The organism is Bifidobacterium panos (genome assembly GCF_012932445.1).
GTDB lineage: Bacteria > Actinomycetota > Actinomycetes > Actinomycetales > Bifidobacteriaceae > Bifidobacterium > Bifidobacterium panos.
Genome location: NZ_JAAIIJ010000021.1, coordinates 14,752 through 38,203, shown reverse-complemented (window position 1 = coordinate 38,203; position 23,452 = coordinate 14,752). Strand labels below are relative to the sequence as shown.

The window sequence follows — 23,452 nt, the reverse complement described above, 5'->3', positions numbered from 1 at the left end:
TATTGTTTTTATCCCATATTTCATATATATTGAAAGGAGGCAGTGGTGGAGTTCGAATATGATTCCATCCGAAGGAGGAGCGACTATATGAAAACTGCAAAAGCCGCTGATCTTGAGCGTATCTTCGATGAAGGAAAGGAAAGCATCACCGATTACGCGGATATGTCGACCGTCAGGAAGCCGAACAAGGATGAGCAGCGCGCGCTCAGCCTGCAATTGCCCGCCTGGCTTATCGAGACGCTTGACAGCGAGGCCGCCCGCATGGGCGTGAGCCGCCAGGCTGTCATCAAAGTGTGGCTCACCGAGCGTGCCGATAGCTTGGCAAACGCATAACGACTGCTTCCGGCAGACGGTGGGTTCAATGCGATGCGAGAAGCCCGCCGCGAGTGTGCGCACGGGCGCTGGTGTGCCCACCTCATCCTCATCGAGACGGGCAAATTGACAGTCTTTATGTCCCCTATACTAGCTTTTTCGAACGATTCATCCTAGGGTTTTCGAATGGTTCATCCCAGCTTTTAGATGAAGCATTTCTAGGTCTTCAACAGAAACGATCTGGGTGGCGAGGGAGATGCTTTCGGCGAAATGCCGCTATACGCCAAGAGTGTCCAAAGGTATGACCTGAACTCCGTCGTCGCGCCGATGCGCAATCGCGCCGGTGCCGACAATAACGGCCTTCACTGAGGCCGCCCGCTGCCCACGTTCGCGCATCTTCCGATCCAGGGCATTGACGTTCGCGGCGCCGTCTTCGATCTGTGCGCTACCGAGCTTGACTTCGAAGGCACCCCAACGACCGTCGCGCATCTCCACAATCAAGTCCACCTCCAGATGGGAATCATCCCGATAGTGCATAACGTGGGCATCGATGGCGCGGGCATAGACCATGAGGTCGTGCGTGGCCAGGGACTCGAACAGGAATCCCAAAGTCTTCGGATCTGTGCGCAGCGTATCGGTGGTTGCGCCTATTGCGGCTGCCGCTAGGGAAGGATCGGCTAGATGATGCTTGCGTGTTGAGCGTATGCGCACAGGGGAACGCAGCGCCGGAGCCCAAGCGGGCACATCCTCGACCACATGCATGCGCTCCAGCGCCCCCATATATTCGTTAAGTGTGGTTTCCGCCAGTTGGCTGGCCTGCGTTGTCCGCGCGTTGCGCTGGTGGCGCGCTTGGCCGGTGGTGTCTTTGAGCAGCGTTGTTTTGCTGGCGAGTGTCGCTTCATTGCGCCCGAGGGAAGCGAGCAGACGTTGCACGCGCACAGGATCGCGGTTGATGTCGTCCACCTCCGAGATGTCTTCGTGAGCGATGGCGTCCAGATATCCCTCGGCCGTTAGCGATGCCTGCTTGTCGTCGAGTTCAAGTGCCGCCGGCCATCCGCCTCGCACGATGCACTGGCTGATCTGTTCGAGGGTCAGGTGGGATTGCGCCGTATAGGCTTGTCCGTCGAACAGACCGCGTAGGGAGACTTCGGAGCTGGATTTCCCCTGTTCGGCGAGGGTCATCGAGGACATGTGCAAGCGCGCGATTCGCCCTGCGCCGCTATGCATCGGCTGTTGTGATTGTCTGGGCGTGGCGGAACCGGTTAGCAGGAAGCGCCCGTGCGTGGGGTTGGCGTCGCAAATGAACCGCACGGTGTCCCATATCGCGGGCACTTCCTGCCATTCGTCGATGAGGCGAGGTTCGGATCCTTGCATTGCCAGCGAAGGTTCCAGTTGCGCCATGGTGCGGTTGCGGAAGTTGCCTTCGGGGTCTGCCAGGCTGATGGATGAGGCTGCGTGCATGGTGGCGGTGGTGGTTTTCCCGCACCATTTCGGCCCTTCGATGCACACTGCGGGGAATGTTGCCAAATGCTCATCTAATTCTGTGTCGATAATGCGTGGGATATAGGTTGCTGTCATAAAATATCCCTCCTTGTAAAAGCTTGGAATTATTAGTATTCCGGCTTTTTCAAATCTTATATCCTAGCTTTTTCGAATAGTCTACACTAGCTTTTTCGAATGAGGCATTCCAAGGTCTTCAATTCTATTGAATTATTTTGCCGTTTGCGGCAGAATAATTCAATAGAAGCTATCTGGAAGGCGCAGGGATGCTAATACAACGAGACAAATACCTCAATGATCTGGTGTCGCGCATCGGCAACGGCATGATCAAGGTGGTCACGGGCACCAGGCGTTGCGGCAAAACCTTCCTGCTATTCGACCTGTTTGCCGACCATCTACGCTGTCAGGGCGTGGATGACGAGCACATCATCGAGTTGGCCTTGGACGACGAGCTCAACGCCCAATACCGCGACCCACTGAAGATGGCCGAATATCTGCGCTCGCGCATCACGGATGGGCGGCAATCGGACGGGCGGCAATACTATATTCTGCTGGACGAGGTGCAATACGCGATTTCGCGCGCAGAACTGAAAGGCAAAGAACCCCCGCGTCTGTATGGTGTGCTCAATGGTTTGCTGCGCATGCGCAACGTGGATGTGTACGTGACCGGAAGCAATTCGAAAATGCTCTCCACGGATGTGATGACCGAGTTTCGCGGCAGGGGTGATGAAGTGAGGGTTCGCCCGCTGTCGTTCGCGGAGTTCATGCAAGCGTATGACGGTGACGTGCAACACGGCTGGGCCGAATATGCGGTATTCGGCGGCATGCCACTGGTTTTGTCCATGCGAACAGACGAGCAGAAGACGCGATATCTTGAAAACCTGTTCGCGGAAACGTACCTGAAAGACATCGTCGCGCGCAATGGGATTCGGCGTAGCCAAGAGCTCGATGACCTCGTCGATGTGCTGGCCTCGTGTATCGGGGCACTGACCAATCCAGCGAAGATTGAGGCCACGTTCAGAAGCAAGCTGCATTCCACAATCAGCGTGAACACCATCACGTCATACATTGCCTGTCTTGAAGAGGCGTTTGTGATTGATGAGGCTAGGCGTTACGACGTCAAGGGCCGAAAATACATCGGAAGTCCGAAGAAATATTATTTCGAGGATGTCGGATTGAGAAACGCGCGTCTGGGTTTCCGGCAGGTCGAGCAGGCTCACATCATGGAGAACATCATTTACAATGAGCTGCGCATGCGTGGCTATTCCGTCGACGTGGGCGTGGTTGAACATCGTGGCAGCGAGGGTGGCAAGGATGTTCGCAACAATCTTGAAGTCGATTTCGTGGCCAATCTTGGCTCAAGTCGCTACTATATTCAGTCCGCGCTTCAGTTGTCGGATGAGCGCAAGGTTGCGCAGGAGAAAGCGTCGTTGCGCGGCATTGACGACAGCTTCGCCAAGATTGTGCTCGTGCGTGACGTGGTCAAACCCACCCGCGACGAGAAAGGGATATTGACCATGAGCGTATACGACTTCCTGCTGAACGCGAATAGCCTGAATGTCTAGAGAGGGATGGCCGGCGGCGGTATTGCTATACGCCAAGAGTGTTAGTGTGCTGGCTTTTCAAATCTTGTATCCTAGCTTTTTCGAATGGTTCATCCTAGGGTTTTCGAATGATTTATCCTAGCTTTTTCGAATGAGACGTTCCGGCGTTCTTGAATCTGTTGGGTGCGTTGCGGCGTGTCGGTTGGAAAGTGGCGGCTGGTGCATCGTTGTATTAACTGAAGTCGCGTTCGGGGGCGGCGGCTGGTGTATGTTTATAGAACATCAGTGAAGTACAAGGTTGTACTAATTGAAGTGAGAACCCTACGCCACGCGCAGCAGGCGTCGCGTTCACCGCAATCAGGACAACGTTGCACCAAGTAAAACAGACATAAAGAATCCGAGGAGGGATAGCCATGGCGCAACCCAATGGCACAAATAAGGCTTGTCTTGTCGTGGATAACGATTTTCAGGTGGCACCGGTCAGCGACAGGCTGTTCGGCTCCTTCGTGGAGCATCTTGGCCGCTGCGTTTACGGCGGCATCTACGAGCCGGGCCATCCCGAGGCCGATGAAGACGGTTTCCGCAAGGACGTCATCGCCTTGGTGCAGGAGCTGGGCACCACCACCATTCGCTATCCCGGCGGCAACTTCGTTTCCGGCTACCGCTGGGAAGATGGCATCGGCCCCAAGGAATCCCGCCCGCGCCGCCTCGACCTGGCTTGGCATTCCACCGAAACCAATCAGTTCGGCCTGCATGAGATGGCCAAATGGCTGCAGAAGGCCGGCGGCAATGAGCTGATGGAAGCAATCAACCTCGGCACGCGCGGCCTTGAAGAGGCACTCGACCTGCTCGAATACTCCAATATTCCAAGCGGCACCAAGCTGTCGGACGAGCGTCGCGCCAACGGTGCCGAGCAGCCGTTTGACATCAAGATGTGGTGCTTGGGCAACGAAATGGACGGCCCGTGGCAGACCGGCCACAAGTCGGCGGAAGACTACGGCACGCTCGCCGCTTCCGTGGCGCGCGGCATGCGCTCGCTCGACCCGAGCGTGGAACTGGTGGTGTGCGGTTCGTCCGGCCATGACATGGACACATTCGGCCACTGGGAGGAGACGGTGCTCGAGAAGACCTATGATCTGGTCGACTTCGTTTCGTGCCATGCCTACTATCACCCCGAATTGCAGAGCGACGGCAGCCGCGACATGGCGAGTTTCATGGCCTCCGGTGTCGATATGGACGGTTTCATCAAGGATGTCGCCGCCGCAATCGACGCCACCAAGGCGCGCCTCAAGTCCCAGCACGACGTGTACATCTCCTTCGACGAGTGGAATGTGTGGTATCAGGAGGAGGAACCGAGCAAGAACCCCGAAGGCATCGGCAACTGGCCGGTGGCGCCCCGTCTGCTTGAGGATGTCTATACCGCCGCGGATGCCGTGGTGTTCGGCGACCTGATGATCACACTGCTGAGGAACGCCGACCGCGTGCATGCGGCCAGCCTCGCGCAACTGGTGAATGTGATCGCCCCGATCATGACCGAGCCGGGCGGCCCGGCTTGGCGTCAGACCACGTTCTATCCGTTCGCGCTCACCGCCAAGTTGGCCAAGGGCGGCACGGTGCTCGAACCGAAGCTCTCCACCGGCACCTTCGACACTCCCCAATACGGCGAGGTTCCCGCTGTGAACTCGGTCGCCGTGCGCGGCGCCGACGGTTCGGTGACGGTGTTCGCTGCCAATCGCTCGCTTGATACGAGCAGCGATTTCGAGATCGAGCTTCCCAAAGGCTTCGCGGGGCAAACCATCGAAGCCCAGACCCTGCACGAGGACGACATCTTCGCGTGCAACACGCTCGAAGAACGCAATCGCGTGACCCTGCACCCCAATGACACCGTCGCCCTCGATGCGGCCACCGGCACCGTGCGCATGACCCTGCCTCCGGTCTCTTGGACGGCCATCAGCGTGAAGTGAGGCTCGTTTGCTGATGCTTGGCGTCTGGCGCTTGGCATTTGGTGCTTGACATTCGGCGTTTGTCGCTTGTCGCTTGGCGTCTGGCGCCAGGCATCAGCAATCTGGTGTTGAATAAGTGACTGCCAGTCCTAAGTCCATGAAGAGAGCTGGAGGGGGAGGGCGTATGAGCAACCGTGTGACCATCAAAGACGTGGCCCGCGAAGCCGAAGTCTCCATCAAGACGGTGTCCAATGTGCTCAACAACTGCGGCAGCATGCGGCCGGCGACCCGTCAGCGGGTCGAAGAGGCCATGAAGCGCTTGGGCTATACGCTCAATGTGTCGGCGCGGGCCATGAAAACCGGCGGCACGCGCCTCATCGGCTTGGGCATCTTCGATTTCTCGCAGCCGTTCGCGCCGTATCTGGCCGACATCATCATTGATTACGCCCGGCAGCGCGAATACGGCGTGATTATCAATACCTATGGTTCGGCCGGCCAGGGCATTCCCACCATTGTCAATGACACCTACCGACTGGGCGCAGACGGCTGGCTGTTCTTCACCGACCGCCCTCTGGGCAGCGAAGGCGCGGTGCTTGAACAGCCCTATCCGGTGGTGCTCGCCGGAGACTACCTGTCGTATGGCAAGTCCGATCTGGTGACCATGTCGAATGTGGCGGCCGTGAGCGACACAACCGGTCATCTGCTGGATGCTGGGTTGCGGCGAATCGCCCTGTTGGGCGCGCCTCATGATTGCGGGGAAAATCTCCCCTTATCGTTGAAGGATATGGATGAATCCACGAAAAGGGCCATTCTCACGGCCTCGGAGGGGACGCAGCACTTGCGCATGCAGGGATACGTGAAAGCATTTGAACGGCGCGGTTTGCAGGTCGATTGGAGTACAGTAATTTTCGCGCCTTTCTGGAATCAGTCAGGCGGTGTGCGCGCGGCGCGCGAACTGCTGGATTCCGGGGCCCAGCCCGAAGCGATTATCTGTCTGAACGACGCGATGGCGTTCGGCGCGATGCATGAGCTGCAGCGTCGCGGGTTGCGCGTGCCCGAGGACGTGCAGGTCGTCGGCTTCGATAACGTGCCCGAAGGCGAGTTCTCCACGCCTGCGCTGACCACCATTGACCCGCATGTGGAGGATTACGCCCGCCACGCCGTCGACATGCTCATCGAACGCATCGAAGGCTATGACGGCCCCACTCGCACCTACACCACCGATTTCGAACTCGTCGAGCGCGCCTCCACCAGCCTGTAGGTGGCTGGACTGTGGGCTCACGTGGGACTGTCTCGTTAAAAGTGTGCGTTGCTATCGTTCTCGGTTTGTCTTGAGTCGCGGTGCCTATTGCTATTGTTCTCAGTTTGTTTCAAGTTGCGGTGCTATTTGCTGTCGTTCTTGGTTTGTTTTGGGTTGCAGTGCCTGTTGTCTTTGTTTTTAGTGTTCCGTTCAGTTTTCGTGTTGTTTGGCTATTGCGGTGTCTGGCGGCGGATGTTGCCGTGTTCGACACCCCGGACGAACAGCCCAGTGGGCTGTTCGTTTCGATATCAACGGACGGCGTCATTTTGCGGTAATAGATCATTCCCGTGTCCTCTGTAGACCCGTGCCTACGCAGCGGAATCGTTCCCTGCGTGCTTGAGTCACAGTGTCCGTTGCTATATTCTCGGTCTATCTCAAGTCTCAGTGCCTGTTTTTGCTGTTCTCAGTGCGCGTTCCGCCATTTCGTTCTCAGCGTGCGTTTCGCTGTTTTGTCAGGTTTGCGTGTTGTTTGATCGATTCCGGTGTCTGCGGCGGATGTTGCCGTGTTCGACACCCTCCGGGCCGGTAGGCCAAGTCTTACGTCGAACACAGCAACATCCGCCTAGGGCATTCTGACGTAGCCGGTTCATTCCGCCTTGGGCCCCCGCTGGCGGGGGCTGGCCGAGCGTATGCGAGGTCTGGGGGTGGTCTCACTAAGCACGTGTTTGGTCCAACCACCCTCAGTCGCGCATCCGCGCGACAGCTCCCGCCAGCGGGAGCCCAGGGCTGGCTCCTTGTTATTTCGGTCGTGGTATGGTCCGTCCCGTCCTTTGTCATTTCGAGCGGAGCGGTAGCGGAGTCGAGAAATCTTGCCCGTCAGGGCGATGTGCGTGCTGACTCGGGGGAATGATTTCCCCCTTGGGTCTGTTGTGGGCGGTGTGTTTTGTGTGGCGTCTTTCTCCGTGTAATTCCGGGGTTTTCCGGAGGAATTGTGCTGGGGTTTGGCGAGCTGGCTGGGATGTAGTTCGGGGGCAGTTTTGTCCTGGGGGGGGGTAGTTTTTGGCGCTATTGGTGACCCCGTTCTTCCGGGACGGCCGCATGGTTTTCGGCCGGCCGGTGTGCGCGGGTTTCCTCCTCCCCTGATTGGGAAGGCGTTTTCGCGCGCGCGGTTCGCGCGCAAAACGCCGTCTGTTGGGGGAGGGACTGGTAAAAGAAGGAATAGGAGTTTCTTATGATGAGACATTTGTCTCAGGATGGCTTGAAACACCGTGGATGGGCTCGGCGCGTGCTGCTGATGCTGGTGGCGGTGGCCATGGTGGTGCCATTGACGCTGGTGGCCGGCCGGGCCGCGTCGGCCACGACGGTGTTGGGCGACGAGCTGATCTGCTCGTACGATGACGTCACGAATACGGCGAAGATCACGCAGTACGTCCCGTCGGATACGACGGGCAAGGACATCGAGATCCCCGCGACCATCGAGAATAACGGCAAGACGTATGCGATTACGGAGATCGGCGACAGCGTGTTCGCCGGCCGGCAGTTGACCGCGGTCTCGTTCGGTGCCGGCAGCCAGATCAAGACGATCGGCAGTAGTGCGTTCCAGGGGAATGCGTTCACGTCGATCAGCCTGCCGACCTCGCTCACGACGCTGGGCGACGGCGCGTTCAAGAATTGCGTGCAGTTGACGTCGATCAGCCTGCCGGACGGAGTTACGGCCCTGAGTAACAACGTGTTCAATGGTTGTACGCAGTTGACGTCGATCACCCTGCCGTCCACGCTCACGAGCATTGGCAGTAGCGCGTTCAGTAGTTGCGGTCGGCTCATGTCGATAAATCTGCCGACCTCGCTCACGACGCTGGGCAACAGTGCGTTCTATGGTGCGGGTTTGACGTCGGTTGATTTGTCGGGCACGGGGGTCACCGTGATCCCCGCCGACGCGTTCCATAACTGTGGTCGTTTGACGTCGGTGACGTTGAACGACCAGACGACCAGCATCGGCGACAGTGCGTTCTATAATGCTCCGGTCACCGAGTTGGATATTCCCTCGACGATCCAGAGCATCAGCGCTAACGCGTTTGATCAATACCAGGGTTCTGGTCCTAAGCGTGTGGTGATTGACCATGTGCCTGATTCGACCATCCTGAAGGGTACGTTGAGCATACCGAATGGTGTTCTGGTGTGGAAGAAGGACACGGGTGTTGCCGCGGTTGACAATTCGTGTTTCTACTTCGACCAGAACACCGGTACGATTCTCGGCCTGAAAGAGTCCGGGCATGCGAATTGCGAGCATGCGGATTATCACAGTACGGGCGCGAGTCTGGTGTTTCCCGCCCAGATCGGCGGCAAGGACGTGACGAGCATCGCTGCGGGCGCGTTCCATGATTCGCGTTGCGGCAATATTGTTTCGATATCGTTCGAGAAGGGCAGCACGATCACAGAGCTTCCCATCAACGCGTTCTATGGTTGTGGGAAACTCACGTCGGTGACGTTGCCCGACTCGCTGACCACCATCGGCAGCAGCGCGTTCAACGGCACGTCTCTTTCCGAGGTGACGATTCCCGATTCGGTCACGAGCATCGGCGGCGCCGCGTTCGGCACTGCGACGTTGAAGAAGATCAATATCCCCACCAAGAATAAGGGCGATATTTCGGGCTCTCCGTGGGGTGCTACGTATGCTTTGGTGGTGTGGAAGGACCAGACCGAGGACCCGCTGAACGTGACGGTCACTGACGAGAACGGTCTCGAGTGGATTTACAACAGTGCGAGCAAGCAACTGATCAGCTATCTGGGCGCGAAGGGCACCGGCACGGAGGACTTCACGCTTCCTTCGAGGGTGTCGTGGATGGGCGCGGACGGCTACCATACGGAATCCCCGACCAGCACCGTCAATTGGATAATGTCGTCCAAGGGTTCGTTCAATTCGGTGACGGTCCCGGACAACTACACCTCTCTCGGCGTGGGAATTTTCTCTGATACGACGATTGGGAGCCTGAACCTCTCGGAGAAGATCACGTACATCGGCAAACAAGCGTTCAGACGTTGTGGTTTGACGGCGGTCACCCTGCCGGACTCCCTGACCACTTTGGGCGTAGAAGCGTTTACAGGTAACAAGCTGACGACGCTGACGTTGCCGCAGAAGGTGAAGAGCGTGGGGGGCGGCGCGTTCTCCAATTGTGGTTTGACGGAGGTGACTCTGCCGGACTCCCTGACCAGTATAGATGGCTCTGCGTTTGCGAATAACAAGCTGGTCACGGTGACGATCCCGAAGAATATGAACAGCATGAGCAACACCGCGTTCTCGAATAATCCGGATCTGTCGACGATAACTGTTAATCAGTGTCGTTTGAATGCGACCGCTGATTATCCGAAGTCTCCGGATAATGTGAAGAATAATGAGTCGTGGGGTGCGCCGTCGACTGTTAGCGTGTTTTACAAGGATGACCCTGCGCCGGTGATTGTGCCTGACACGGAGGCGAACCGCGCCCTGTCGCAGTCGTCGGATGATATGGCCAAGTTGGATACTGATTGGTCGAAGGCCGTTGTGGTGGATCCCACGAATAATACGGTGACTGTGAAAGTGATTTCGATCATGAACACGACGGGTAAGTCGACGAAGCTCGAAAGCCTGATGGTTGACAACGAGGATGCGACGGGCGGCGAGACGCAGGCGAGTGCTCAGGAGTGGCTTGCGGGTTCGAAGACGGGTATCACTGAGAATGGCACGGTGACGTTCGTGTCGTCGTTCATGGACGCTAACGACAAGAAGCAGTCGGTCACGCAGCAGGTCAATGTGACTTCGTTCCATAATGTCACGTATAAGGCGAATGCGCCGAAGGGCCAGGAGGTCACTGGTCAGGCTCCGACGGATTCGAAGGGTTATGTCGAGGGCTACAAGTTCAAGGCGAAGGATTCGAACGGCATGAAGATCCTGTCGGCCGGTGTGGAGGCGTATGACTTCCTGGGCTGGAGCACGGATCCGAAGGCGACCACGGCGACGTATAAGGCTGGCGCGGATGTGCCTATGACCGCCGATAACATGACCCTGTACGCGGTGTGGCAGGTCAAGTCCGCCGTGAAGTTCAATTTGGACGCGAATGACGGTATGTTCGATGCGACGGCTTCCAAGACGTCGGTGGAGGCGTCGGGTACGCCCGGTTTGAGTCTGAACACGGCGACTGGTTACAAGGAGCCGACGCGTGACGGTTACAAGTTCCTGGGTTGGAGCGCGGACAAGACCGCGGAGAAGCCTTCGACGGTGTTGCCGATTGATTCGGGCAAGACGTATTACGCGGTGTGGGCGAAGGCCACGGATATCACGGTGACGTTCGACGCGAACGGCGGTACGTTGGCCGGTGGCGCGACCACTTCGAGCAGCACCGGCACGTATGACGCGGCGCTGACGGCCCCGACGGCCACGCGTACGGGTTACACGCTCACGGCGAATAACAACTGGAACACCAGTGCGGATGGCAAGGGCACCGTGTTCGCGAACAAGTATCCGGCGAAGTCGGCGACGTACCGGGCCATGTGGACCGCGAATGACAACACGGTCACGTTCAACCAGGGCGCGCAGGGCACGATCGCGAAGAACGCGTCGTACACGGTGAAGACGGATGCGCTGGTGAGCACCGGCACGTCCGGCAGCACGAAGTATTCGGCTCCTCCGGCGTTGACGGTGAACAAGGGGTACACGTTCACGGGTTGGAAGTCCAGCGAGGACGGCCTGGTGTATTCGGATGCGGCCGTGGCGACGTACAAGGTGAAGGGCACCGACGAGAAGAACAAGACCGTGACGTTCACCGCGCAGTACGAGGCGAATGACAAGTGCACGGTGGTGTTCAACGCGAACGGCGGCCAGATCGACAACAAGGCCAAGGACGCGCTCGTGAGCATGAGCGACTTGAAGGACAGGACCTACACCGTGCCGAGTGTTCTGGCGCGTACCGACGGCTACTCGTTCGGTGGCTGGTCCCTGGACGGCAAGACCGCCGTGACCCCGAGCGGCACGTACACGGATGGCGTGACGGTGTACACGGCCTTGTGGAACGCGGACCCCATTAATGTCACGTTCACCGTGAAGAACGACACCGAGGGCGAGGCCGGTGACGGCACGCTGACCGCGGGCAAGCCCACGCTGTCGGTGAAGACCGGCGATGCGTTGGGCGGCGTGACGGGTTACGCGGCCCCGGTGGTGACCGCGACGGCGGGCACCGGCAAGAAGTTCGTTTGCTGGAAGGCCGGTGACGGCACGAAGTACACGCCGGACCAGATCGCGAGCCTGAAGGCCAAGCCGGGCCTGTCGTTCACCGCGGTGTACGAGACGCTGCCGGATATGACGGTCGTGTTCGACTATAACGGCGGCACCATGGACGATAAGTCGTCCTCGTCGCTCACGGGCACGCAGGACATGGCGTATGACCAGAGCAAGGTCCCGGTCCCGACGCGCAACGGCTACGACTTCAAGGGTTGGACGAAGGACGGCAAGGACGCGACCCCGTCGTTGAAGTACGAGAACGCGACCTACACGGCCAAGTGGACCGCGACGGCCAACGACATCAAGTTCACCGTGGCTGCCGATAAGGGTACGCAGACCAAGGGTGCGGCCAGCCTGTCGGTGAATACCGACGCGAAGCTGGGCGACGTGACGGGTTATGTGGCTCCGGAGGTGAGTGCGAAGGACGGTCAGGTGTTCAAGGGCTGGCGTGCCAGCGTGAACGGCGTGAAGGGTGCGTTGTATCAGCCGGAGGATATCGCCACTGTGGTTTCCGAGCCGGGCCTGAATTTCGAGGCGGAGTTCGAGCCCACGCCGACGGTTGAGGTGAAGTTCGACTACGCCGGCGGCAAGGTCGGCGACCAGTCGTCCTCGACTGTCAAGACGAACCAGAACCTGACTGTGGACGTGCCGACCCCGGCGCGTGACGGTTACGAGTTCAACGGTTGGTCGGCGGCGCCTTCGTCCCTGGGCGACTTGGGCAAGGACGCGAAGACGGTGAAGGCGACGACGAACGCGACGTACACGGCCAAGTGGAACGCGGTCGCGACCCCGGTGACGTTCTCCGCGGGCGAGGGCGAGGACAAGCACGGCGAGTTGGCCGAGGGCACGCCGGCCTCGTTGCTGGTGGTGACCGGGCAGAAGCTGGGCACGGACAGGAACCTTCCCGATGACGGGCCGACTGTGGCGCTTGAGGCGGGTTGGAAGTTCCTGGGTTGGAAGTCCAGCGCGGACGGTTTGGTGTACCAGCCCTCGCAGATCAGGGATCTGAAGGCGCAGTACGGCCTGACGTTCACGGCGCAGTACGAGCAGTTGCCCGAGGTGGACACGGTGTACAACTTCAACGGCGGCCGGAACGCCGCGGGCGCGACGTCCGTGACGCTGACCGGCCGTGAGGGCACCGACTACTCCGAGCAGGACTTGGCGAAGGTTCCCGCGAAGGGCGAGTTGACGCGCACGGGCTACACGTTCGACGGCGAGTGGGACACGGTTCCGACGGGCAGGTACGCGGACGTGACGTACACGGCCAAGTGGACGGCGAACGAGAACACGGTGAAGTTCGTGCAGGCCGCGAAGGACGCGCACGGCACGCTGGCGGGCAACACCGAGTACACGGTGACGACCGGCAGCACGGTCGGCGGCAAGCCGACGGTGAGCGTGGCGGACGGCTACCGGTTCGTGGGCTGGGTGTCCAGCGAGAACCAGAAGGTGTACTCGCAGGACACTGTGGACGCGTACGTCGTGACGGGCGCGAACCAGGAGGTCACGTTCACGGCGAAGTATGTGCCGGAGTCGAGCGTGGAGGTGCATTACAACTACGCCGGCGGCTATAACAAGAACGGCGACTCCTCGCTGGTGCTGACCGGCCTGGAGGGCGCGGAGTACTCCGAGGCGGACAGGACGGCCGCCGCCGAGGAGCCGACGCGCACGGGCTGGACGTTCACGGGTTGGGACAAGACCCCGGCCGCGACGTACCAGTCGGTGACGTACACGGCCCAGTGGAAGGTGAACGAGAACAAGGTCACGTTCCTGGCGAACGTCAACGGCACCCTGGCCGGCGATACGACCTATACGGTGAATTCGGGCGCGAAGGTGCCCGGCGAGCCGGCGGTGAGCGCGAAGGCCGGTTGGACGTTCACGGGCTGGCTGTCCAGCGAGGACGAGCGCCTGTACGGCGCGAACGGCGTGAAGGACGGGTACGTCGTCTCGGGGGCGAACGACCCGGTGGTGTTCACCGCGCAGTACGTGCAGAACAACGGCGCGAAGACGGTGTTCAACGCGAACGGCGGCCTGATCGACCAGAAGGACGCCAGCGTGGTCCTCGAGGGCAGGCAGGGCGAGAAGTACACCACGCCGAACAATCCGACGCGTGATGGCTACCGGTTCGTCAAGTGGCTGGACGCGGACGGCAAGGAGCCGACCGGCACGTACGAGACCGAGAGCGCGACCGTGTACGTGGCCCAGTGGGCCGCGGACAGCCACGCGTTGACGTTCAAGCAGGGCGACCGCGGCGCGCTGAGTGGCACCACCGACTACCGGGTGGCCACGGACGCGACGCTGTCGGAAGCCGGCGTCACCGCCCCGAAGGTCGAGGCGGAGGCCGGCTGGTCGCTGGTGGGCTGGCAGTCCGAGGAGTTCGGCCTGGTCACCTCGGAGCAGTTGGCGAACCTGGTGATGCCCGCCAAGGACGTGGAGATGACCGCGCAGTACGCGCAGAACGCGACCGCCACGGTGGTGTTCAACGCGGACGGCGGCCAGATCGGCGGCGAGGGCGTGCTCACCCTGACCGGCCCGCTGGGCACGAAGTACGACGTGCCCGCGAACCCGACCAAGGACGGGTACACGTTCAAGGGCTGGCTCGCGGACGGCAAGAAGGCTGATCCCTCCGGCACGTTCGACGCGGCGTCGCTGGTGCTGACGGCCGACTGGACCGCGGACCCGCACAACGTCACGTTCAATAAGGGCGATCACGGTTCCCTGAAGGGCACCGCGACGTACCAGGTGGCCACGGACGCGAAGCTGAAGGACGTCAAGGCCCCGGAGGTCGCTCCCGAGGCGGGCTGGTCGTTCGTGGGCTGGCTGTCGGACGACTACGGCCTGGTGGCCTCGAACGAACTGGCCAACCTGGTGATGCCGGGCCATGACGTGACCCTGACGGCGCTGTACGCGCAGAGGGCGCACGGCGTGGTGGTGTTCGCCTACAACGGCGGCACGGACACGGACAACAACGCGTCCAAGGTCCTCACCGGACCCATGGGCACCACGTACGCCAAGCCCGCGAACCCGACCCGTACCGGCTACACCTTCACCGGCTGGGACCGCAGCGTGTCGGGCACGTTCGACCAGTCGATGCTGCAGGTCAACGCCACCTGGAAGGCCAACACCTACAAGCTGACCTACAAGCTCGACGGCGGTTCGGACCCGAAGAACCCCGCCACGTACACGTATGGCGTGGGCGCCACCTTGAAGAGCCCGACGAAGGACGGCTGCACGTTCGCGGGTTGGGTTGATCAGGACGGCAAGCAGGTTACCGCGATCGGTGCGTCCGACTTGGGCGACAAGACCCTGACCGCCAAGTGGACGAAGAACCCGAGCACGGAGGGCTTGAACCCCGACGGCGGCACGATCCCGTCGGATTGGACCGGCATGGACGGCAACCTGCCCATCCCGAGCCGCGACGGCTACAAGTTCGATGGCTGGTTTGACGAGGACGGCAACCAGGTGATCACCCTGAAGGATGCGGTGGGCAAGAACCTGACGGCCAAGTGGACGAAGATCGACGACGCGTTCGACCCCGGCGACGGCACGATCCCCGACGACTGGACCGGCGCCGACGGCGAACTGCCCACCCCGACGCTGCCTGGTTACAAGTTCGACGGCTGGTATGACGAGGACGGCAACCTGATCACCACCGTGAAGGACGCCGTGGGTAAGAAGCTGCATGCGAAGTGGACGAAGATCGACGACGCGTTCGACCCCGACGGCGGCACGTTGCCGGACGATTGGACGGGTGAGGATGGCGAGCTGCCGACCCCGACGCGTGACGGTTACCGTTTCGATGGCTGGTACGACGAGGACGGCAACCGGGTGACCACGGTCAAGGACGCGGCCGGCAAGAAGCTGACCGCCCACTGGACCAAGCTGCCCACCGAGTTCGACGTGGACGGCGACGTGACCATCCCCGACGATTGGACCGGCGAGGACGGCAAGCTGCCCGTTCCCAGCAAGCCGGGCTATAAGTTCGACGGCTGGGTGGACGAGGACGGCAACCCCGTGACCAACGTCGAGGACGCGGCCGGTAAGAAGCTGCATCCGAAGTGGACCCCGGTCGACGACGCGTTCGACACCGACGGCGGCAACCTGCCTGACGGTTGGACTGGTGAGGACGGCAAGCTGCCCCTGCCGAGCAAGCCGGGCTATAAGTTCGATGGCTGGTACGACGAGGACGGCAACCGCATCACGAACGTCGAGGACGCCGTGGGCAAGAAGCTGCACGCCAAGTGGACGAATGTGAACGACGCGTTCGACACCGACGGCGGCAACCTGCCCTCCGGCTGGACTGGTGAGGACGGCAAGCTCCCCCTGCCGTACAAGCCCGGCAGCAAGTTCGACGGCTGGTATGACGAGCAGGGCAACCTGATCACCAACCTCGAGGACGCCATCGGCAAGAAGCTGCACGTCAAGTGGACCAGCGTCGCGGACGCGTTCGACGCCAACGGCGGCAACATCCCCGCCGACTGGACCGGCGAGGACGGCAAGCTGCCCGTCCCGACGCGTGAGGGCTACACGTTCGAGGGCTGGTACGACGACGAGGGCAACCTGATCACCAACCTCGAGGATGCGATCGGCAAGAAGCTGCACGCCCGCTGGAGCAAGGTCAACGCCCTGGCCTCCACCGGCGCCACCGGCTTCGCCGCGGGCCTGACCGCCCTGGCCCTGGCCGCCACCGGCTTCGCCGCCAGCGGCGCGCGCCGTAAGCGCTCCCACTAAACCGAACAACCGGCCCGGCCGGGCTTAAACCGCCCGGCCACCGGCCGGACCGGGCTAGCGCCCGGCTGGCCGACCGGTTGACGGTTCCGAGAAAGGCGGGGGACATGGGGCTCGCGCCCCGTGGTTCCCCGCCTTTCCTCATCCCCAATCTTGGTTTTGTGTCCCTTGGCCCCCGCTGGACGAAGAGCCCTGTGGGCTCTTCGTGACAGCGAGCAGCGATAGCGTCGCGAGCGTCGCATAAGACGTCGGGGGCTGTCGGCCGCAGGGCCGACTGGGGGTGGTGCGGGCGTGGTCACGTGACTGGCGTGACCACCCCCAGTCGCGCATCCGCGCGACAGCCCCCGCCTGCGGGGGCCTCTAATTCTGAATCTGTTTGAAAGGGACGGTGCATGATGCCTGAGCCGCAAAGTTTTACGTCGGGTCAGCGGGCGTATTTGTCGTCGTTGGCTGCGGTGGACAGTATTGACGCGTCCTCGCGCATCCGCTACGCGGACTGGTTCCGCGTCGAGTGCATGCGCCGCTACCGGGAGGGCGAGAAGCCCGCGGCCCTGTTCCGCGAGGCCGGTCTGGATCCCAAGATCGTCGGCTACAAGCGCATCGAGCGCGCCTTCGCCCGATGGAAGCAGTCTCCCGATCCGCCCGTGCCGCAGCGTAAACCCGTCGACCCGCGCGACCAGCTCATCGCCGCCCAGGCCCTGCGTATCCAGCAACTAGAAGAAGAACTCCGCCTCAAACAGGAATAACCGCGCCGCCCCCAAACGGACACCGACACCCACGTTCATATCTATTCCAAGGAACCGTTGTTGCGGCGAGCCAGTGAGGTCGTTTCGGCAATTGCCCTGCTGTCTATTGCAGGTGTCGCTCTTGGGAAATACCTGACCTCAAAGAGAGGCAAAGGCAAGCGCCATTCGGCGCGGCTACCGAGTTGAGTCAAGGTACGCCTTGAAGCCGTCAACGCCCCATAGCGCGATATTGGTCACCCAGTCCTCTTGCCGGAATCTTTCCAGCGAAAACCTGATTGCCTTGCCGGTGCCGAAATGGTCATGGGCGAGCCGCAGGCTTTTCGCTTTCACATTGGTGCTGGACTTGACTTCAATCGGATAAATCAGCCCCTGGTGCTCAAGAGCAAAGTCGATTTCCGCCCTGCCGTTCGGATTGGCCCAATAGTACGGCGAATAGCCCGCGGAGACGAGCTGTTGGCACACATATTGCTCAGCCAACGAACCTTTGAATTCAACGAAGGCGTTTGTTCCTTCAAGAATGGTGCTCGCGCTGATGTCGGCCAAGGCTCCCAGCAGCCCGACATCGACGGTGAACAGCTTGAATGCGGACGCATCCGTATAGCCCGCGAGCGGGGTTTTCAACGCCGAGACGCAAGGTATGCGTGATGTGATGCCGTAGTCGCCAAGCCACATAAGGCTTTCTTCAAATTCACGAGCTCTCGCACCGGGGCGTACGACTCCATAGATAAACTTACGATGTTCCTTGGCAAGCTGGGAGGGGATTGCGCCCCAAGCCAGTCGGATTCGTTCGATGATTCTCGCCGGCGCATGTTTGGAAAAATCGAGGTCGTATGAATCCAAGATGCTCCGCTGCTCTTCGCGCACCTGCTCCCAATCGCCGCCGGCCAGGCGCGTGACCACGGCCGATGGCATGCCCCCGGTAAACATATAGGTTTTGAGCAGATCGTTGAGGCGCGGTTCGAATGCCGCGTTGATGCTGTCGAACCTGCCATCCCTGATCATGTCCGAGAGCTGTTCCTGCCCGGTGTTTTCCAGAAACTCAGTGAACGTCAGCGGGTGAAGTGTCATCATGTTCACTTTGCCCACGGGAAAAGAATCGTTGTTGTGCTTGGAAACTCCCATGTAAGAGCCTGTAGCGATAACGTGGTATTCGCGGGCTTCCTCACAGAAATACTTCAGGGCCGTCAGCGCTTTGGGGCATTCCTGAACTTCGTCGAAAAAGATAAGGGTGTCTTGCTGTGCAACATTTTGTGATGTGTATATTTTCAAATTATCTATGAGCGAGTGGGGGTTGAGCGGCCCGTCAAAAAGTGCTTTGGCTTGCGGGTCGCGCATAAAATCAATACGCAACACGTTCTCATACGAGGTGCGGCCGAACTCGGTGACGGCCCATGTCTTGCCGGTCTGCCGTGCGCCCCGAAGCAGCAGCGGCTTGCGGTCGGTGCTTTCCTTCCAGGTGCGAAGATCGTCCAGGATCCGTCTGTGAAGTTTCATGACCGTCGTTCCTTTCTCGCCCGGGGATGCCCATCTTCGGCCAAGCTGTCTGCTTTGCCGACTTTATTTGTACTATATCATCCAATAATGTGGTTGAGAATCACATTATTTCATCCAATAATGTGGTTGAGAATCACATTTATGGATGGAATTGGGTTTCTTGGGAACGACGGATCTGATTGGGCTGGCGCTGTATTCAATCACTTTGGCCGTCTATCTGGCGCGCAACAAGGCGATTTCCATCCAGTAAGAACAAATCGAGCGCTGGCAGACGGCGCGCTGACCGCGGCCATTCGATATTCCACCTGCTCTTGGACGATATATTGGTTCCAAGCGCCGACGTGGGCGCGGAACTATATGCGTGATTGTTATGGCATGGAGGTTGGTATGAAGGCTTTGAACCCGCCGATGGGTTGGAATAGCTGGGACAGTTACGGCACCACCGTCACCGAGGAGGAAGTGCTGGCGAACGCCGCGCTGATGGCCGAGCGGCTGAAGGGCGCGGGTTGGGACACCGTGGTTGTGGACATTGCATGGTACGACCCGACGGCCAAAGCGCACGGCTACAACACGGACGCGCCACTGGTGCTTGACGAATACGGACGCCAGATGCCTGATCCGGCACGTTTCCCCTCGGCGGCGGGCGGTGCGGGGTTTGCGCCGCTGGCCGAGCGCATCCACGCGATGGGTTTGAACTTCGGCATTCATGTCATGCGCGGCATTCCGCGCTTGGCCGTCGAGCGCGATCTGCCAATCAAGGGCACCTCGTGGACGGCACGGGACGTGGTGGATAAGGAACATGTGTGCGTGTGGAACCCCGACAATTATGGTCTCGACCAGTCGCATCCCGGCGCTCAGGCTTGGTATGACGCGCAAATCGACCAGTTCGCCGAGTGGGGCGTGGATTTTCTCAAAGTCGATGACATGCAAACCCCGTTCCACCGCGACGAGATTTTCGCCTATCATCGAGCCATCGAACGCGCCGAGCGGGCGCACGGCTGCGACATCACGCTGTCGCTGTCGCCTGGCGGCTGGCTGCCCACGATGCATGTCGATTTTCTGCGTCAGGTGGCTCAGATGTGGCGCATCAGCGACGACTTGTGGGATCGATGGGACGACATCAAGGCGCAATTCGCGCGCTTGGCGCGTTGGGTGCTTTTCCAACAGACCGGGCATTGGGCCGACGCTGACATGCTGCCGCTGGGGCATATCGGGCTGCGAGCCGAACGCGGGGACGACCGCCAATGCGCGCTCAGTGAAGAGGAGCAGCGCACGTTGCTGACGCTGTGGTGCATGGGGCGCTCGCCGTTGATGGTCGGCGGCGACCTGCCCACCAGCGACGAGAAAACGTTGCGATTGCTGGCCAACCCGGCTTTGCGCGAAGTGACCGCCGGGTCGGCGCGCAACGCCGAAATCATCCGCGAGCCGCTGGCCGATGTGTGGGGCGAGAGCACCGAGCATGCCGGCGAATACATCGTATGGCGCGCCGACGCAGCCGATTGGGGCGATGGCACCACCACCGCCCATCCCGGCGGGGTGTACGCCGCGCTGTTCTGGACGGGCGGCGAACCCAAGCAGGTGCGCGTGGCGCTTTCGTCGCTGGTCGGTCTTGAGCGATCCGGCAAGCAGTGGCACATGTGCGATCTGTGGAACGGCGAAGGCGAGGCGAGCGTGCATCTCGAAGGTGAGGGGGCATATCGTGAACTCGTGGCTCAACTGGCACCTCACGGGGTGGCATGGCTGGTTTTGGAGCCGGGCGAATAGGGGTGGCGACAGCGTCGACACCGCGATGATTCAGAGCTTAGCGGTGATTTTCCGTGGGTTATGAGAGCTATCTCGCTTACGTGTGGCAGCCTGGCGAGCGAACCCCGACTATGGGCGTTGGCGTTCCAAGGCCCATAGTCGGGGTTTCATCTGAAGGGCTGCCACACGTAAGCGAGATAGGCTGCCTGAACGCCGTTTTGGATGGTTATTCGGCTCAGGAGGCGAAGAGGTTGCCGGGGAAACCGGCGCTGACTTGGGCATGGCGGGTGGCGGTCAATAGGGCGCAGTCGAAGGTGAAGTGCGCTCGCAGTTGTTGCGGTTGAGTGACGAAGAGCGCGGTGGCCAGGCCGTCGGCCAGAGCCGTAGGGATGTTCCGGGGCGCGGCTTCGCCGTTGCCATTCACGTATGTCCAAGTGGCCGCGACCTGGTCTGCGGGGCGCCCATCAATGGCATTGAGCAAGTGATGCAACCGGTGGCCTGCGGCCTCGCCCCAGTGACGCCGGCTGGGGGCGCTGGCGCAGAACGCGCCCGAAGTCACGCTGGCCGTGCCCACCGCGCGGGCGGGGTCGGCTGGATCCTCAAGTGCAATGGTGATTGGAGATCCCGGGGAGTGGATAAGCAAATCCCCGCCGGCGTCGATGACGAACCGAGGCGAAACGGGGCGAATCATCGCAGCAATCAGATCAACCAGATAGCCCTTGCCACACGCGCCGAAGTCCAACGACACCGGGCGCTTGGTGACCAGTGTGGTGTCGTGACGTTCCACATCGGAGCGCCACGTGGGCCGGCCGCGCAACGCGCCCAAGCGCTCGCCGGCACCGGCTTCCACAACGAACGAATACGCGGCGTCATAGCCCAGCCGAATCAGGTCCTCGCCCACACAGGGGTCGATGGCACCTTCAGTGGCATCTCCCAGCCGGTCGTATAACTCGAACAGCCCGCGCGCCCAGTCGGGGAAATCGAACGAACCGCCGTGGCGGGCCTCGCGCATGGAGGCAACCAGCGAATCCTCGCGGAAGCGCGACAACGCGCGCTCGTAGCCATCGATACATGCCTCGATGGCCGTTCGCTCGCACGCCGCCGCCGACTGAACCAACAACCCGGTGCCCAGTGCCTCGGGGAACGCCAGCGTATATGGCATGCAGTCGGCCAGAGAACTCATGCTCCCTATCCTAAGCCGGGTTCTAAGCCGGCAACATAAGCTCTTTGTGAGCGCGGCGATTCACGCGCGCCGGCGCTGGGTGAGGGTGTAGGCGGCGAACAGCACGGCGAGCCAGATCACGCCGGCCGCCACCGCGATGCAATAGCTACTCGAGAAGCACATCAGCACCACGATAAGCGCGAGGAACGCAATCACCAGATAGGGCATGACCGTCGCGAACGGCAGCTTGAAACTGAGCCGATCCAGCGCATCCGCGCCCTTGAGCCCCTTGAGCTCGGCAGGGCCGTCGCCGGCGGCCACCACGCGCCGGAACTTCACTTCGGTGATCATGATCATCGTCCAGTTGATCACGGCGGAGATCGTCGCAATGGACATCAGATAGTTGAACGCGAAATTGGGCCATACGAACACCACCACAACCGCGATGGCAATGATGATCGCGGAAGTGACGACGCCGCCGACCGGCACGCCGCGCGAGTTGAGCTTGCCGAGGTAGGCGGGCGCGTTGCCCTGTTTGGCCAGCGAATACAGCATGCGCGAGTTGGCGTACAGGCCGGAGTTATAGACGCTCATCACGGCGGTGAGGCACACGAAATTCAGAATGCCGGCGGCGGCGTGCACGCCCACCGAATCGAAGATCTGCACGAACGGGCTGGACTCGCCGTCGATGGTGTTCCAAGGCACCACGGCCATAATCACGCCCAGCGCGCAGATGTAGAACACGAGAATGCGCCAGATGATGCTGTTCGTCGCCTTCGGGATGGTGGTGCGCGGTTCGGCGGTTTCGCCCGCGGTGATGCCGATGAGCTCGGTGCCGCCGAAACTGAACATCACCACGACCAGCGCCATCAGCAGGCCGGTCCACGTGCCGTCGGCGTTGCGCGACATCAGGCCGTTCGGCAGGAAGCCGCCGCCCACGTTGAACCAGTTGGCAATGGAGGCGCGCACGCCCGAAGCGGTGGGCACGTTGGCGATAATCACCCACAGGCCGCCGAGAATCATGGCAATGACGGCCACGATTTTGATGGCGGCGAACCAGAACTCGAACTCGCCGAACTTGCTCACACCCAGCAGGTTCAGCGCGGCGATGGCCACCAGAAACACCACGGCGGACACCCACTTGGGGATGTTCGGGAACCAGTAGTTGACGAACGAACCCACCACGGCCAGCTCCACCATGGACACCAGCACGTAGTTGAACCAATAGTTCCAGCCGGAAATGAAGCCGGCGCGCTTCGACCAGTAGCGCGTGGCGTAATAACTGAACGCACCCGCCTTCGGGTCTTCCACCGCCATTTCCGCCAGCGCGCGCACGATCATGAAAATCACCAGTCCGCCGATGAGATATGCCAGCAGAATGGACGGGCCGGCCAGCGCAATCGACTCGCTTGAACCATAGAACAGGCCGGTGCCGATTGCGCCGCCGAGGGCGATCAGCTGGATATGACGGTTTTTCAGTGATTTGCGCAACGTGGCGGGCACGGGTACATCGTCGGTTTCGCGCGGCTTCTTCTCGCTCATGTGTTCTGTTCTCTCTGCTTTTCTTTGCTTTTAGGCGATTTTGGGTGAATCCGTTGCCATTGTAAGAGCGGGGGGCTACGCGCGGTTGGCGGGGTATGGCGGCGCGTGCCATGCGCGGTGGGTTGCCTTGGCGGGTGGTGCGTGGGTGATGCTCAGATGGCGCTCGGGTGGCGCTCGGGTAGTGCGCGCGCGGCGAATGTGGAGCTTCACGACTGGCCATGTAACGGGCCGTTTTCTTGCGGCGGAG

General features: G+C 60.8%; 12 protein-coding genes. 8 read left to right on the top strand and 4 right to left on the bottom strand.

Annotated features, from left to right (window positions below; all coding sequences use genetic code 11):
* The first annotated feature begins 87 nt into the window (after positions 1 to 87).
* Positions 88 to 333, top strand: a complete 246-nt coding sequence (gene brnA / locus G1C94_RS05530) for a type II toxin-antitoxin system BrnA family antitoxin (RefSeq protein ID WP_172145876.1) — start codon at positions 88 to 90, stop codon at positions 331 to 333.
* Between the two features lie 255 nt (positions 334 to 588).
* Here the strand turns inward: brnA and G1C94_RS05525 are convergent, their stop codons facing one another.
* Complete coding sequence (locus tag G1C94_RS05525) at positions 589 to 1,890, bottom strand: ATP-binding protein (RefSeq protein WP_172145874.1); 1,302 nt, start codon at positions 1,888 to 1,890, stop codon at positions 589 to 591.
* A 188-nt stretch (positions 1,891 to 2,078) separates the two neighbouring features.
* Here G1C94_RS05525 and G1C94_RS05520 point away from each other — a divergent pair, with 188 nt between their 5' ends.
* The 6 genes from G1C94_RS05520 (at position 2,079) to G1C94_RS05495 (ending at position 17,264) form a co-directional block, all read left to right on the top strand.
* Positions 2,079 to 3,377: an ATP-binding protein gene (locus G1C94_RS05520; RefSeq protein ID WP_172145872.1), complete on the top strand. Its 1,299-nt coding sequence runs from the start codon at positions 2,079 to 2,081 to the stop codon at positions 3,375 to 3,377.
* A 392-nt stretch (positions 3,378 to 3,769) separates the two neighbouring features.
* Entirely contained in the window at positions 3,770 to 5,320 is a 1,551-nt protein-coding gene (gene arfA, locus G1C94_RS05515) for an arabinosylfuranosidase ArfA (RefSeq protein WP_172145870.1), read from the top strand.
* Positions 5,321 to 5,483: 163 nt separating this feature from the next.
* On the top strand, positions 5,484 to 6,560 hold the full coding sequence (locus tag G1C94_RS05510; RefSeq protein ID WP_172145868.1) for a LacI family DNA-binding transcriptional regulator: 1,077 nt from the start codon (positions 5,484 to 5,486) through the stop codon (positions 6,558 to 6,560).
* Positions 6,561 to 6,640: 80 nt separating this feature from the next.
* Positions 6,641 to 6,874 carry a hypothetical protein gene (locus G1C94_RS05505; protein WP_172145866.1) on the top strand — a complete coding sequence of 78 codons (234 nt, stop codon included), beginning with the start codon at positions 6,641 to 6,643 and terminating at the stop codon, positions 6,872 to 6,874.
* A gap of 896 nt (positions 6,875 to 7,770) precedes the next feature.
* The gene (locus G1C94_RS05500; RefSeq protein ID WP_172145864.1) at positions 7,771 to 16,521 is read left to right on the top strand and encodes a leucine-rich repeat protein; all 8,751 of its coding nucleotides are present in this window, start codon (positions 7,771 to 7,773) and stop codon (positions 16,519 to 16,521) included.
* Between the two features lie 389 nt (positions 16,522 to 16,910).
* The gene (locus G1C94_RS05495; protein WP_253902333.1) at positions 16,911 to 17,264 is read left to right on the top strand and encodes a hypothetical protein; all 354 of its coding nucleotides are present in this window, start codon (positions 16,911 to 16,913) and stop codon (positions 17,262 to 17,264) included.
* 174 nt (positions 17,265 to 17,438) lie between these two features.
* On the opposite strand, the gene G1C94_RS05490 is transcribed toward G1C94_RS05495, so the two are convergent.
* Entirely contained in the window at positions 17,439 to 18,758 is a 1,320-nt protein-coding gene (locus G1C94_RS05490; RefSeq protein WP_172145846.1) for an ATP-binding protein, read from the bottom strand.
* Between the two features lie 408 nt (positions 18,759 to 19,166).
* On the opposite strand from G1C94_RS05490, the gene G1C94_RS05485 reads away from it, so the two are divergent.
* On the top strand, positions 19,167 to 20,522 hold the full coding sequence (locus tag G1C94_RS05485) for a glycoside hydrolase family 27 protein (protein WP_172146153.1): 1,356 nt from the start codon (positions 19,167 to 19,169) through the stop codon (positions 20,520 to 20,522).
* Positions 20,523 to 20,736: 214 nt separating this feature from the next.
* Here G1C94_RS05485 and G1C94_RS05480 read toward each other — a convergent pair whose 3' ends face one another.
* Positions 20,737 to 21,684, bottom strand: coding sequence for an FAD:protein FMN transferase (locus G1C94_RS05480; protein WP_172145843.1), 948 nt, complete (start codon positions 21,682 to 21,684; stop codon positions 20,737 to 20,739).
* 60 nt (positions 21,685 to 21,744) lie between these two features.
* Positions 21,745 to 23,205, bottom strand: a complete 1,461-nt coding sequence (locus G1C94_RS05475; protein ID WP_172145840.1) for an amino acid permease — start codon at positions 23,203 to 23,205, stop codon at positions 21,745 to 21,747.
* Between the last annotated feature and the right edge of the window lie 247 nt (positions 23,206 to 23,452).